This window comes from Nocardioides sp. B-3, from assembly GCF_024703895.1.
Taxonomy (GTDB): Bacteria; Actinomycetota; Actinomycetes; order Propionibacteriales; family Nocardioidaceae; genus Nocardioides.
The window spans coordinates 3,863,700-3,877,023 of record NZ_CP087968.1 but is presented as its reverse complement, the minus strand read 5'-3'; the positions used below and the strand labels follow the sequence as shown (position 1 = coordinate 3,877,023).

Annotated in this window: 15 protein-coding genes, 1 tRNA gene and 3 pseudogenes; 4 read left to right on the top strand and 15 right to left on the bottom strand. The window is 68.1% G+C overall.

The window, feature by feature from the left end:
- Positions 1-28: 28 nt before the first annotated feature.
- From LP418_RS25585 to LP418_RS25570, 3 genes and pseudogenes are all read right to left on the bottom strand, one after another.
- Entirely contained in the window at positions 29-919 is an 891-nt protein-coding gene (locus tag LP418_RS25585; protein ID WP_257954174.1) for a hemolysin family protein, read from the bottom strand.
- Complete coding sequence (locus LP418_RS25580; protein ID WP_257954173.1) at positions 861-1,616, bottom strand: transporter associated domain-containing protein; 756 nt, start codon at positions 1,614-1,616, stop codon at positions 861-863. Before LP418_RS25580 ends, LP418_RS25585 begins: the two co-directional genes overlap by 59 nt.
- A gap of 485 nt (positions 1,617-2,101) precedes the next feature.
- A pseudogene (locus LP418_RS25570) lies at positions 2,102-2,377 on the bottom strand (DUF21 domain-containing protein); the annotation flags it as partial.
- 180 nt (positions 2,378-2,557) lie between these two features.
- On the opposite strand from LP418_RS25570, the gene LP418_RS25565 reads away from it, so the two are divergent.
- From LP418_RS25565 to LP418_RS25555, 3 genes are all read left to right on the top strand, one after another.
- Complete coding sequence (locus LP418_RS25565; RefSeq protein WP_257954171.1) at positions 2,558-3,505, top strand: sulfatase-like hydrolase/transferase; 948 nt, start codon at positions 2,558-2,560, stop codon at positions 3,503-3,505.
- Positions 3,442-4,041: a sulfatase-like hydrolase/transferase gene (locus LP418_RS25560; protein WP_257957189.1), complete on the top strand. Its 600-nt coding sequence runs from the start codon at positions 3,442-3,444 to the stop codon at positions 4,039-4,041. Before LP418_RS25565 ends, LP418_RS25560 begins: the two co-directional genes overlap by 64 nt.
- Before the next feature lie 80 nt (positions 4,042-4,121).
- Positions 4,122-4,195: transfer RNA gene (locus tag LP418_RS25555), tRNA-Pro, on the top strand.
- 560 nt (positions 4,196-4,755) lie between these two features.
- On the opposite strand, the gene LP418_RS25550 is transcribed toward LP418_RS25555, so the two are convergent.
- Positions 4,756-5,004 carry a hypothetical protein gene (locus LP418_RS25550; protein WP_257954170.1) on the bottom strand — a complete coding sequence of 83 codons (249 nt, stop codon included), beginning with the start codon at positions 5,002-5,004 and terminating at the stop codon, positions 4,756-4,758.
- Between the two features lie 606 nt (positions 5,005-5,610).
- On the opposite strand from LP418_RS25550, the gene LP418_RS25545 reads away from it, so the two are divergent.
- Positions 5,611-6,039 carry a molybdenum cofactor biosynthesis protein MoaE gene (locus LP418_RS25545; protein WP_257954169.1) on the top strand — a complete coding sequence of 143 codons (429 nt, stop codon included), beginning with the start codon at positions 5,611-5,613 and terminating at the stop codon, positions 6,037-6,039.
- Positions 6,040-6,063: 24 nt separating this feature from the next.
- Here LP418_RS25545 and LP418_RS34675 read toward each other — a convergent pair whose 3' ends face one another.
- From LP418_RS34675 to LP418_RS25505, 11 genes and pseudogenes are all read right to left on the bottom strand, one after another.
- On the bottom strand, positions 6,064-6,243 hold the full coding sequence (locus LP418_RS34675; RefSeq protein WP_442940326.1) for a helix-turn-helix domain-containing protein: 180 nt from the start codon (positions 6,241-6,243) through the stop codon (positions 6,064-6,066).
- A gap of 313 nt (positions 6,244-6,556) precedes the next feature.
- A pseudogene (locus LP418_RS34670) lies at positions 6,557-7,033 on the bottom strand (helix-turn-helix transcriptional regulator); the annotation flags it as partial.
- The gene (locus LP418_RS25540; RefSeq protein WP_257954168.1) at positions 7,030-8,163 is read right to left on the bottom strand and encodes a branched-chain amino acid ABC transporter permease; all 1,134 of its coding nucleotides are present in this window, start codon (positions 8,161-8,163) and stop codon (positions 7,030-7,032) included. The gene LP418_RS25540 and the pseudogene LP418_RS34670, both read right to left, overlap by 4 nt.
- Positions 8,164-8,240: 77 nt before the next feature.
- Complete coding sequence (locus LP418_RS25535) at positions 8,241-9,122, bottom strand: branched-chain amino acid ABC transporter permease (protein ID WP_257954167.1); 882 nt, start codon at positions 9,120-9,122, stop codon at positions 8,241-8,243.
- Positions 9,119-9,379 (bottom strand): hypothetical protein, encoded by a 261-nt coding sequence (locus LP418_RS34665; protein ID WP_257954166.1) that lies wholly within the window; start codon positions 9,377-9,379, stop codon positions 9,119-9,121. The genes LP418_RS25535 and LP418_RS34665 overlap by 4 nt, the downstream gene beginning before the upstream one ends.
- Before the next feature lie 115 nt (positions 9,380-9,494).
- On the bottom strand, positions 9,495-9,842 hold the full coding sequence (locus LP418_RS34660; protein WP_257954165.1) for an ATP-binding cassette domain-containing protein: 348 nt from the start codon (positions 9,840-9,842) through the stop codon (positions 9,495-9,497).
- Entirely contained in the window at positions 9,835-9,951 is a 117-nt protein-coding gene (locus LP418_RS34655; protein ID WP_442940325.1) for a hypothetical protein, read from the bottom strand. The genes LP418_RS34660 and LP418_RS34655 overlap by 8 nt, the downstream gene beginning before the upstream one ends.
- 133 nt (positions 9,952-10,084) lie before the next feature.
- Positions 10,085-10,591, bottom strand: a pseudogene (locus LP418_RS25520) (ATP-binding cassette domain-containing protein); the annotation flags it as partial.
- Between the two features lie 32 nt (positions 10,592-10,623).
- Positions 10,624-11,898 carry an ABC transporter substrate-binding protein gene (locus LP418_RS25515; RefSeq protein ID WP_257954163.1) on the bottom strand — a complete coding sequence of 425 codons (1,275 nt, stop codon included), beginning with the start codon at positions 11,896-11,898 and terminating at the stop codon, positions 10,624-10,626.
- Positions 11,899-12,086: 188 nt separating this feature from the next.
- Positions 12,087-13,055, bottom strand: a complete 969-nt coding sequence (alr, locus tag LP418_RS25510; RefSeq protein ID WP_442940014.1) for an alanine racemase — start codon at positions 13,053-13,055, stop codon at positions 12,087-12,089.
- Positions 13,056-13,123: 68 nt separating this feature from the next.
- Positions 13,124-13,294 (bottom strand): hypothetical protein, encoded by a 171-nt coding sequence (locus LP418_RS25505; RefSeq protein ID WP_257954161.1) that lies wholly within the window; start codon positions 13,292-13,294, stop codon positions 13,124-13,126.
- Positions 13,295-13,324 lie beyond the last annotated feature (30 nt).

Below are 13,324 nucleotides of genomic sequence, written 5' to 3'. Positions count from 1 at the left end.
TGGCCGCCGGTGTGCTGCCGACCTCACCCTATCCAGCCTCGCCCGTGGTTCCGGCCCACTCGTGGTGCGAGCCGTCGCGGATCTCTCCGACGAGCTCCTCCAACACGTCCTCCAGCGTGACCAGACCGAGCACGGCTCCCTCGCGGGTGACGACGCGGGCCATGTGGGCTCCGCGGCGTTGCAGGTTCTCAAGTGCCTCGTGCAGGACGTCGTCGGGGCCCACCGTGGCGAGGGGGCGCACCCACTTGTCCTCGATCGGGCGCTGGCGTCGCGCCTCGTCGCTCTGCAGCACGTCCTTGATGTGGAGGTAGCCCCGGAGGCTGCCGTCGTCGCTGGTCACCGGGAAGCGGCTGTAGCCGGTGGCCGCGCAGAGCGCCTCGACGTCCGCCGGCGTGGAACCGGTGTGGACGGTGGAGAGCCCGTCGACCGGCATCAGCACGGACGTGACGACCTTCTCGGTGAAGCCGAGTGCGCCCGAGAGACGGTCGTACTCGTCGGCGGCGATCATCCCCTCACCGCGCGACTCCTCCACGAGGGCAGCGACCTCCTCGCGGGTGTAGCTGGAGCTCACCTCGTCCTTCGGCTCGATGCCGAGCAGCCGCAGGATGCCGTTGGCCGTCAGGTTGAGGACGCTGATGAACGGCCTCAGCAGGGTCACGATCACCATCATCGGCGGGCTCAGGAACAGCGCCGCGCGGTCGGGCCCGGCGAGCGCGATGTTCTTGGGCACCATCTCGCCGAGCACGACGTGCAGGTAGACGACGATCGACATGGCCACCACGAAGGACACGGGGTGCAGGGCGGCGTCGGGCACGCGCATGGCGTGGAGGACGGGCTCGAGCAGGTGCGCCACCGCCGGCTCACCGACGGCACCGAGACCGAGCGAGCACACCGTGATGCCCAGCTGGGCCCCCGCCATCACCGGGGGACACGTGCTCCATCGCGCGCAGTGCCGTGCGCGCCGAGCGCGAGCCTTCCCGGGCGCGAGGCTCGATCTGACTGCGGCGCGCGGACAACAGCGCGAACTCCGCACCGACGAAGAAGGCGTTGAACGCGAGCAGCACGACCGCGAGCAGGACGCCGCTGAGGTCACCCATCCGTCTCCCCGTCACGAGGCGAAGCTCGATGCGGTCGACACGCAGCCCGTCCATCCGCTCCACGGTCAGCGTGGCCGAGTGCTCGCCCGGCTCGTCCGGATCCGTCCTGTCGGGTACGGCGACCTCGATCCGGTCACCGGCGGCGGGGATCTTCCCGAGCTCGCGCATGACGAGCCCGCCGATCGTGTCGTAGTCCTCGTGGTCGGGCAGCTCCACGCCGGTGGCGTCCTCGACCTCGTCGGGGCGCAACAGGCCGGACAGGCTCCAGCTGCCGTCACGGCGCTGACGGGCGCGGGCCCCGAGCCGGTCGTGCTCGTCGGAGATGTCGCCGACGATCTCCTCGACGACGTCCTCGAGCGTGACGACGCCGGCATGACCGCCGTACTCATCAAGCACGATCGCCATCTGGAAGCCGTCGCCACGCAGCAGCGACAGGAGCGGGTCGAGGCGCAGGCTGTCAGGCACAACCGTCGACTTGACCATGATCTTGCGGACGCGGGTGGTGGCGCGTTCGTGCATGGGCAGTGCGACGGCGTGCTTGACGTGGACGGTGCCGACGACGGTGTCCTCGGCGTCGAGGACCGGGAAGCGGGACAGGCCCGTCTGGCGGGTGAGCTCGATGACGGCCTCGGCGCGCTCGGTGTCGTCCGGGGGTGGTGGTGCGGACGCGGGGCGTCATGATCTCGCCGGCCGTGCGGGTGCCGAACTCGACGCTGCGTTCCATCAGCTCCGCGGTCTCGGCGTCCAGCGTGCCCCGGACGGCGGAGCGCTGCACCAGCGACGCGAGCTCCTCCGAGCTGCGTGCCGAACGGAGCTCCTCCCGGGGCTCGATGCCCAAGCGGCGTACGAGAGCGTTGGCCGAGCCGTTGAGCACCCGGATGGGCCCCTTGTTCAGGGTCGTGAAGCCGCGCATGAAGCGCTGGGTGTTGCGCGCGGTCTCGAGCGGCATGGCCGGGGGCGACGTTCTTGGGGACCATCTCACCGAAGAGCATCGTCAGGACGGTGCCGAGTGCGAGACCGATCCCGATGGCGACCGGCGAGACCCAGTCGGCGGGCACCCCGAGCGCCTCGAGGGGTGAGTCGACGAGCTGGGCGATCGCCGGCTCGGCCGGGAAGCCGACCGCCGGGTTGGTGACCGTGATGCCGACACGGGCGCCGGAGAGCTGCGTCGAGAGCGACTTCAGCGCGTGCTGCACGCCCTCGGCGCCAGTGTCCCCGGCCTCCGCCGCCCGATCGACGCTCGCGCGGTCGACGGTGACGAAGGAGAACTCCGCCGCCACGAACAGCCCGCAGATGGCTATCAGCGCCAAGGAGGCAAGCAGGAGCAGCCACGGGGTCACACTTCAGCGTAAGCGAGGCAGCCAACGGTGACGGCAGTCGGGGCGGGCGCTCACCGCTTTGGGGAGGGGGCGCGCCACCGCCTACGCTGTGCCCTCCGATCGAGGCAACAAAGGGACAGCATGCAGGCGTGGGTTCGCAGCGGGACAACCGCGCTGATCGTCTTGTTGCTGGCTGCCTCGGGTGTGACGTTGGCCGAGGAGGCCACCACCCTGCCGGGCGCGGTGCAGGCGGCCGTCGGTGCGTCTGTCGCGGCCCCCGCCGCCGGTGAGGAACGTCCCAACATCGTCTTCGTGATGACCGACGACATGCGCGAGGACGACCTGCGGTGGATGCCGCACACCCGCGAGCTGCTGGGTGAGCGCGGCATCGACTTCACCGACGCGATCTCGCCACATCCGCTGTGCTGCCCGGCACGCGCCCAGCTGGTCACCGGTCAGTACGCCCAGAACAACGGCGTGCAGCACAACGCCGGGCCCTTCGGCGGCTTCCGGGCCCTCGACCCGACGCACGAGATCAGCTCGTGGTTCAAGCGGGGCGGCTACCGGACGGGCTTCATCGGCAAGTTCCTCAACGGCTACACCGCTCAGGACGTCCGGCCCTCCGGTTGGGACCACTGGGACGCGCTCAGTGCCGGGGTCTACGACTACTTCGACTTCGCGTTCGACAACGACGGTGACCCGAAGACCTACCGCGACAGCTATGTCACCGACGTGATCGCCGAGCGCACCAACGAGACGGTGCGTGAGTTCGCGGACCACGACGAGCCGTTCCTCGTCTACTCCCGGCACCTTGCTCCGCACTACCGCATCAACGGCAACGGCACGCCGGTGCCACCGCCCGCAGCCGCGAGGGACAAGGGGCGCTTCGCCCGGGCGGTCCCGCCGTCGTTCCGCTCACCCTCCTTCAACGAGCGCGACGTGCTCGACCAGCCCCGACCGTTCCGCACCCGCCGACTGGCCGACCCTGAGGTCGTCAGCACCGAGCACCCGCGCGCCTCCGCGCCCTGCAGGCGGTCGACCGGGCCGTCGAGTCACTCGTCGAGACGCTGCGCAGCGTCGGCGAGCTGAACAACACCGTCATCGTCTTCTCCTCCGACAACGGTTACTCCCCGGGCGAGCACCGCTTCGTCGGCAAGAACGTGCTCACCGAGGAGGTGATGCAGGTGCCGCTGCTCGTGCGCGGCCCCGGCATCGACCACGGCACGACCTCCGAGCTGCCGGTCACGCTCGTGGACCTGCCCGCCACCTTCACCTCGCTCGCCGACGTGCAGCCCGGCTGGCAGCTCGACGGACTCTCGTTCACCCCGACCCTGCGCGGCCGGGACCAGCCGTTCCACGACACCACCCTCGTCCAGACCGGCGACGACGGTGGGGACGGGTGGGCCTACCGAGGCGTGCGCACGACCCGCTACCTGTACGGCGTCAACGGTGCCGACGGCTTCCTCTACGACAACCTGCGCGATCCGCACGAGCTGATCAACCGGTACGACGACCCCGGATACCTCGAGATCCGCGCGCTCCTCGAGCAGCGCCGGCTCCAGCTGCTGAGCTGTCGTGGCTGGACGTGCAACGGCACGTTCGGCCTGTTGCCCGACCCCAGCTGACCTGATGTGAGGGACGCGGCGGGGCTGGGGTAAGGTTTCGCTCGCTCACCGCGTCGGCCCGCCGACAGCGAACGGGCGTTCGGGCTGTAGCGCAGCTTGGTAGCGCACCTGACTGGGGGTCAGGGGGTCGCAGGTTCAAATCCTGTCAGCCCGACCGACAAATTGCCTCTGACCTGCGGGAACGCAGGTCAGAGGCAAGTGTGGTTTTGAGCCGAGAAGGCCATATTCCCGAAGTATTCCCTGAAGTATTCGCCCCGAACAGCTCTCCACCGCCGCCAACGGGGCATCTGGAAGGCCTCGCTGAGCAGTCCATGGATTGCCCTCGCTGGCCCTCCGAGGTCCCCTCGACGATGACCGCATGAGGCTGTGGCCGTGAGCGCGGGGTTTGGCCGCGAGACCCAACCTCCACTTCCACGACCTACGAGGTACCGGTCTCACTAACGCCGCAGTCGATGGCGCAACGATCGCCGACGGTCCCGTCGCCTCCGGCGTCATCCAAGGCCTGCTGAAGCAGCCGGTCCGCCTCAACTGCTGGGCTCTCTGACACGCGGGACCTAGGCCCAGCCTGCCTAGGACCTCGTCGCCTTCGCCCCTCTCCGAACTCGAGGGGGCGGAGGCGTCAAGCATGCGGGGTTGCACACTTCAATTTTCGCGCAGCGCGACGTTGCGTTTGGCAACTTGGCTGCGATCGCTCGACACCGACTGGGCCAGCACTCACCGCCAACACAAATGGACGAAGTTGCGGTTCGCGTCGGCGAGTGCCCACTCCACGCCGTCCGGCGCCGGGACCCCGAACCGGGACAACCGGTTGGCTGCTTCACCCAGCTTCATCATGAGTGAATCCCCCGCCTCCCGGAGCTGGTCGTCGGCGAGGTAGGCCGTCATGCCGCGTGTCACGATCGCGTCGACACGGCCTAGCCATGTCTGGACGTGGAGCAGTTCCTTGGCTGCCTTGAGCTCCATCAGAACAGCACCGCCTCGCGCCGGATGTCGTCATCCACCTTCGCCTTCAGACCCCCGTAGTCGACCGAGTCTATCTGCCGGCCGAGCACCTGCTCCATCAACTGCTTGAACTAGATGAACCCGAACGACGACGTCCCCTCCGACTCTTCAGCGAGACGCCGCAGGACCGGTGCAGCGGCCTCGACTGGGCATCGGGATGAACCCGCGCCAAGTCCTGCGACGCCTTGAACTGTTGACTCACCGCAGGCTGGCTGATGCCCAGTGCTGCTGCGATCTCCCGCTGGTTCATCCCCGTCGCCTCCATCGCCCGAAGGGCACGCGCGGCAGGCGCGCGACGTCCTCTTCCCGCCGATGACATACCTCGTGGTCTCGGCGATTTCGTCTCGATTCGGGCCACCTGCAACACCAAAGTGCTGCTCTTCTGCTGCCTTGTCACCGGGGTGCGCACCCGGTGCAGCCACTCCCGAGCTGAGGCAGGGTCACCAACCGGGCGGCGAGTCCGGCACCTGCGACGGTAGATAGGGGTGGTCCGATGTCCCCGCGCCAAGGCCAGTCGGTCGATGAGACGGCGGGCCGCCAGCGAGGGGCCGGGCCTAGGATCCGGCCATGACGCATCCTGCAGTCCGCTTGGCGGAGATCCGTACCCAAGCTCTCGACGTCACCGAGGTCCCGGCCGCCGTCGAGAGCGAGCGATCGGGTGGAGTGAACCTGTTTGTCGGGTGCGTTCGAGATCATGACGGCGGCAAGGGGGTCACCGGGCTTGACTACTCCGCCCACCCGAATGCCGCGGCTCGGCTGGTTGAGGTCTGCGACGAGGTTGCGTCGTCGTATGACGTGCACGCCGTCGCGGCCGTTCACCGTGTCGGTACTTTGGGCATAGGTGATGCAGCCGTCATCATCGCGACTTCCGCCGCGCACCGCGGAACGGCCTTCGAAGCTTCTCGAGCACTGATAGATCAGCTGAAGAAGCAGGTGCCCATCTGGAAGCACCAACGGTTTACGGACGGCGCCGATGAGTGGGTCGGCACACCTTGAGCCCCGCAAATTTCGTCGGGACGATCACCGTCGAGGATACGTAGCAAGCAGGGCTCCGTGTTCGAGACCATAGGCTCGCTCGAGCCGCTGTAGGGCCGCAGGCGAGGGCAAATGGAGCCCCGCCTCCCGGGTCCGCACGGCGGCACCGCTGCTCCCTGTCAGGTCCGCGACCTCGCGTTGGGTCAAGCCATGCCAACGGCGCATCACGGCCGGGACATCCTGAATCGTGCCCGGCTTCCAGCGACGCGTGTCCAGCAACGGTGGGGGCTGCACTCGCGCGGCCCCGGCCACGACGTCCGTGGGCACCCCATAGACGACCGCGAGCCGACGCAAGGCCACCAACGGAGGCTCCGCTCCCCGCTCCCAGCCACCCAGCGCATGGCGAGAGTGGCCAATTCGCTCCCGCAACGACCGATTGCGACAACCCGGCCCGATGACGCAGCCGACGCAGCGGCGACGCCCCCCGGCGGGTCGGCGGTGGCGGAGGGGCAACATGAAGCAGCGCAACGAGGCGCTCGGGGTTCAGCCCCATCAGATCTGCGACACCGCGGACTGCCCGGTCGGGCATCCGCGCCGTGCCCAGCTCCCAGTTGTAGACGCTGTGGACCGGAACTCCGACCGCTGCGGCCACGGTGTGAGCACTGAGCCCTGCCGCACGCCGCAGCGGCCTCAGTCCGTGGCCTCGTACGCCGCATGCTTCGACGTCAGGCAGGCGCACACTGTCGAAGAACTCCGCCACGTCCGACACGCTCAGATCGAGGACACCGGCCGGGGCGCGCACGTGGTGCGGTCCCGGCAACCGCGCTCGACGTTCCCACCGCGAGATGGTGGTCGGGTGGACGCCCACCTCCGCGGCGACGTGATGCACCGTCAATGCCTTCCGCCGCCGACGATGTCTCAGCAGGTGCTCGTGGCGCGGTTCTTCGCTGCCTGCCGCGGACTCCCGGTGGGGGCCCGATCTGCGTGCGCGAGTACCGACGAAGTCAACCTTCACCCCTCTTGTGAGGCGACGACGTAGTCGTCCATGGCAACCGGCGAGCTCAACCTTTCGTTGGAGGTGGCGATCTCGATCTTGGTCACTGCCATGCCTTCTCCTTGTCTTGCTCGGTGTGGCGGGCGATGGAGCAATTTCGGACGTGGTTCTAGTAACTGGTCCTTGGTCGGGTGGTCGCGGACCTTGCCGCCGATCCCAAACTCGGGCGCCAACGCCACCATCGGAGCTCGTGACCGCCACTCAGGCCCCGAGGCAGCCGGACGAGGATGACGATCAGGAGGACGCCGAGTGCGATGTTCGCCAACCCGGGACGAGACGGGATGTCGAGCCCCAACAGGTTGCCTGCCTCGGCGCGGCGCAGGAACTCCCTGGAGGATTCCGATGACCGCAGCACCGAGCACGGCGCCGGTCAGGCTGTGGGCGCCACCGACCACGAGCATGGCGATGACGATGAAGGTGTAGTCAAGGTAGAAGACCGAGGGACTCACCGAGCCGAGGAACATGCCGAACAGGGCGCCGCCGACACCGGTGACGAACGCGCTCAGGACGAAGGCCCGGCCGCGAAGCAACGGGGTGCGCACTCCTGAGGCCGCCGCGGCGATCTCGTCATCTCGAGACGCCCGCAGCTGGCGACCTGAGGACGAGGTCTGGTGGAGGCCGGCAAGCAGCAGCACGATGAAGACCCAGAACAGCGCCGACGCCAAGGTCGTCTCAGTAGGGATGGACGAGAGGGCACGACGACCTCGCGTGACATCGGTCCACTCGCTCGCGATCACGTTCATCGACAGGAGCATCGCCACGGTCGCGAGGCCGGCGGAGAGCCCGCCGATGCGTGACAGCGGGATCGCGATGGGGATGGCGACCAATGCCGCCACGAGCCCGGCGATGAGCACCGCGAGGACCGGAGAGACCTCGATCGCGCGAAGGAAGTCCGGGGCGTCCGGGACCTGGACCTCCTTGAGTTCTGTCGACATGACGAGCAGGCCCCCGACGTACGCGCCCAACATGGCGAAGGCCGGGTGACCGAACGAGTAGACGCCTGAGTTGCCGGTGAAGACGTAGAGCCCGACGACGAGCACGATGTTGATGAGGACCACGATGACCGTCCGCTGCAGCGAGGCCTGAGACACCGCGTGGACGAGTCCAGCGACGACGGCAACGAGGACGAAGATGCTGAGTGGAACGCCGAGACGTTCGATAAGGCGTTTCATACACGTACACCCTGCTTGGGAGAGATGAGGCCCTGTGGGCGGAAGACCGGGATCAGGAAGACCGTGGCGAAGAGAAACGCGTCCCGGAACGGCCGCAGGTCCTCGGGGAGGAAGTACTGCAGCAGCTGGCTGGTGATGCCGATGACGAACCCGCCGAGCACCGCGCCACGCAGGCTCGACAACCCGCCGACCACAGCAGCGATGAGCCCGAACAGCACCGGGATGATGCCGAACGTCGGCGTGACCGTCCCAACCTTCCCCACGAGCAGGATCGCGGCCGCCGCGGCCAGCATGCCGCTGATGGCGAACGCCAGCATGATGACTCGATTGGCACGGACTCCGAGCAGACGCGCGGTTGAGAAGTCTTCTGCCGCAGCGCGCATCTGGAGGCCCCATCGCGTCTTGGCGAGGAAGAGGCTGAGGCCGATAAGCAGCACCCCGACGACGACCAGCGTGAGACCGTTGATCGTGGGCAGGTAGAGGCTGCCGGCCACCCAGCTGAGCTGGAACCAGTCGTTCATGGGACTCGCCGTCGGCAGACTTCCGAACACTGCCTCGAACACGGCGGTGAGCGTGACGTAGACCGCGAAGGACGTGACCGGGAGAGTGGCCGGGTCTGCGCCACGCAGGCTCCTGAACGCCACGAGCTCGAGCAACAGCGCCAAGCCCACGCAGACCGCGACGGCGAAGACGATGCGCAGGGCGAGCGGCTGGCCGGTGGTGACTGCCGGGGCATAGGCCCCGGCCGCGATCAGGCTGGCATGAGCGAAGTTGATGAGGCGCATGATCCCGAAGATCATGGCGACACCAAGTGCATACAGCGCGTAGAGGCTTCCGAGGTAGAGAGCGTCGACGAGCGCCCGGATGAGTGCGTTCATGATTCTGCTTCCCGGGAGAGACCGAGATATGCGGCGGCCATGCCTCCTCCTTCACCGAGCTCTTCGGGGGTTCCCGATCGGGTGACGCGTCCGGTGCCGAGCACGTACGCCCGATCAGACATCGCCACGGCGCGCGTGGCGTTCTGCTCGACGAGCAGCACACTCAATCCACCGGTTCGAAGCTCGGAGATCGTTGCGAACACGTCGTCGACGATTCGCGGTGCCAAGCCGAGGGACGGCTCGTCGAGCAGGAGCATGGTGGGCGACGACATGAGGGCTCTGGCGATGGCGAGCTGTTGCTGCTCTCCGCCCGACAGGTATCCGGCCTGCTGCTTCTTCCGGTCCGCGAGGATGGGGAACCGGGAGCACTGCTCATCGAGCGATCGCCGTACACCAGCCCGATCGGTGCGGCAGGTGGCCCCTGAGCATGAGGTTCTCCTCGACGGTGAGAGAGGAGAAGATGTGTCGCCCCTCCGGGACGAGCGCGATGCCACGGCGGACGATGTTCTCGGGTGACTCCCCCCGGATCTCGCGCCCTTGGAACTCGATGGTCCCGTTCCCCGGCCGGAGCAGCCCGGCCACGGCTGACAGTGTCGTTGACTTGCCGGCACCGTTGGGGCCGACAACCGCGACGATCTCTCCCACGCCGACGCGGAGCGACACATCACGCACCGCGGTCAACGTCCCGTAGGAGACCGTGAGATCTCGGACCTCAAGCATGGTGCGCTCCACTCCCGAGATAGGCCTCAATGACGGCCGGGTCGGAGCGAACTTCGTCGGGGGGTTCCCACCACGAGGGTCCTTCCGTGGTCGATGACGTGGATGCGATGGCAAAGCCCCATCACCAGCCGCATGTCGTGCTCGATCAGGAGCACGCCGCAGTCGAAGTGCTGAGGTACGACCCGGAGCTGGGAGAGCAGCAGATCGCTCTCCTCCTCGTTCAGACCGGCGGCCGGTTCGTCGAGCAGGAGGTACCGCGGTTGAGCCACGACGGCCCGCGCTATCCCCAGCCGACGTTCATGTCCGTACGGCATGGCCCCGGCCGGGGAGTCTGCGTGGTCGAGCAGACCGAACGCCTCGAGCGCGTCGGCCGCGGCTCGGCTCGCCGCGGCCGGGGCCATGCCGCAGCCGAGGGCCGCCACCTCGACGTTCTCCCTGACGGACATGCCTTGGAAGAGCCGTACCGCTCGGAAGGAACGGCGTACGCCGAAGCGCGCCAGTCGGTGTGAGCTCCAGCCAGTGACGTCGTGCCCGTCCACCTCGAGCTGACCGCTGAACTGCGCGAAACCGGTCAACGCGTTGGTCATGGTCGACTTGCCCGCGCCATTGGGCCCGATGAGTCCGAGGATCTCACCGTGTCGTAGTTCGAGGTCGATGCCCTGCAGCGCCCGGATGCCATCGAAGGCGACCGACAGGCCCGTCGAGCGGAGAACCCGGGGGGCGCCGTGGTTGCCCCCCGGGTTCGGCATGGGGGTTCTCCGTCGGCTCATCTCGAACCACGTCAGCACGGCTGCTCGCCGGGGATGTCGACCGTCGTTGCGTAGTCGACCACCTTGGCGGTGCCGCCGGCATAGCTGACAACGTGGTACGGCCGCGGCGTGGGGATGTGGCACTCGGAGGTGTACGTCGTGGCCCCGATGAGCAGCTGCTCATCCGTGAACTCGTCCAGCGCCGCCCGGACCGCGTCGGTCTCGATGCTGCCGGCGCTCTCAGCAGCCGGGGCGAAGGCCTGCACCATCGAATAGCCGAAGGTCGGGTACATGCCCGTCGCCGGTTCGAACCCGGCGAAGAACTCGTTGCGCGCGGCGCTGAGGTCGTCACCGAAGAGCGACGTCGCCACGACGATGCTGAAGTCACCGGGGTCCTTGATCGTGTCGAGCCAGTAGACGCCGTCGAAGGCACTACCAGCGACGACCGGCTGGGAGACGCCGGCAGTTCGGAGCTGGCGCAGTAGCGTCGGTCCGCCGGGCGGGTAGCTCGCGACGACGACGACGTCGGCCTGCGACTGCCGGATCGCGGCGATCTGGGCCGCGGCCGAGGCGTCGCTGTTCTGGAAGTCCTCCTCCCCCTCCAGCTCCAGTCCGATCTCCTCGGCCCGCTCAGTGAAGGTCTCGCCGAGGGTCTGGGTGAACTGCAGCGACTGATCCGTGATGAGGAAGGGCTTCGTGTAGCCCTTGGCCTTGAGGTAGTCGGCCATCGCCGCACCCTCGGCCCCGGTGCCGCTGTTGACGTTGTAGGTGAGTGGACCGAGGTCCTTGAAGCCGAACTCGTCGGCTCCTGCGCAGCCGAACGCGAGGATGCCCTTGGCGTTGACCGTCCCGGCCGCCGGGCCACCCATGTCGTAGTCGCAGGAAACGACCGCCACGTCAGCCCCCTGCTCCAAGAGGTTCTCGGCCGCGGTCTGGATCTTCGACACGTCACTCGTATTGTCGGTGGTGACGAGCTCGACGGGCCTACCGAGAATGCCTCCGGACGCGTTGAGATCCTCGATCGCGAACTCCATCCCTTGCTTGATCGGGCCGTCGAAGATCGACATGAAGCCGGTCAGGCCACCGGTCTGACCGATGAGGACAGGGTCGCCGGTGGGCTGCGCCGCCGAGGCGTCGGCCTTGATGCGCGTCGCGTCGTCCGCCGGCTTCTCGCCCACCGTCTTGGCGGTGATGGCCTCGTCCGAAGACGTCGAGGACCCAGTGGTCGACGCAGTCGTCGCGCAGGCGCTGAGCGCCGGGGCGGAGGCCGCCGCGAGCACGAGTCCTCGAATCAATGGTGCGGGCATTGGGGTTCTCCTTCTGGCGAGCGGGGCCGCCGTTTGCTGTGACACCGCGCCGTCCTGCGAGAAGAGGAGGCGGTGTGTCATCGGTGTTCCGATCATCAGTTCCAGTGACCGGCCAGCGCATTGCCCGCCGCGACAACGTTGCGGTCCTCGCTTTGTGCGAGCGTGAGTTCAGGGCCGATGTCCGGACATCACTGCTGGCGCGCGAAGATCGGGACCCGCCGTCTCGCAAAGCCGGTCAAGATGTCGTAGGCGCTGCGCCCACTGGCCGAGGCCCACTGGGCCGCAGTGTGCTCACCGTCGTCGCCGGGGCCGAGCAGGGTGACCACGTCCCCGGGTTCCACCGGCACCTCACCCATGTCGACGATGAGCTGGTCCATGCAGACGCGCCCGGCGATCTGGAGAGCGGTCCCCGGGCGTCCGATCGGAGCCCCGGGGTCAGCGAGGACTGGCACTCCGTCTGCGTAGCCGAGTGGCACCACAGCCAAGGTTGTCGGAGCGGTCGTGACGTAGGTAAGTGAATAGGAGACTCCGACGCCGGCCGGGGCTGTCTTCACGTGCGCCACGTGCGCCTTGATCGCCATCGCAGGACGCAGGTCCACGTTCACATCCTGATCGGTGAGCGGATTGACGCCGTAGACGGCGAGCCCGCAGCGCACAATGTCGAAGTGCATGTCCGCCCGCGTCAGGGCCGCCGCCGAGTTGGCCGGGTGCCGGAAGGTGGGCCGTAGTCCGGCGGCGTGTGCGGTCGCCACTGCATCGAGGAAGACCGCGAGCTGAGCGTCGTTGGCCGGGTTGTCAGGGGTGTCTGCGCAGGCCAGATGTGACCAGACCCCCTGCACGTGCAGCACGCCCTCCTCTTCGTACCTGCGGGCCGGGGCCACCATGTCGGGCCACTCCCCTGCGGCACCCCCGCGCCACATGCCTGTCTCCACCTTGAGATGGACCCGGGCGACGCCCCCGATGAGTTGAGCAGCCCGAGCGATCGCGTCCAGTTGCGAACAGGAGTAGGCAGCCAGCTCGATGTCGAGACCGAGGGCCTCTGCGCACGGCGCACCGGGCGCGGCAAGCCGAGCCGGGATGGGAGCATCGATCCCCGGGCGTCGCAGCTCGAACGCCTCCTCGAGGACCGCTACTCCCAAGCGGGGCCGCGCCGGCATCCAGCGCAGCTCGGGCGACCTGCCCCGCTCCGTGGGAGTAGGCATCGGCCTTCACCACGACCATCAGCTCAGCGGGAGCACAACGGGCCGCCGGGGAGGCCGACGTTGTGCGCCACAGCGTCCGGGTCGATCTCGCGCCGGGCCAGCGCAGCACCGCGGTTCTGTGCGCCGTACGCACTCGCTTGTCCATCGACGAGCATGACAATCCTCCTGATCTCGGTGTTGCTGTGGCCGATCATCGCCCGGACCTGAACGGGACTGGCTGGCCG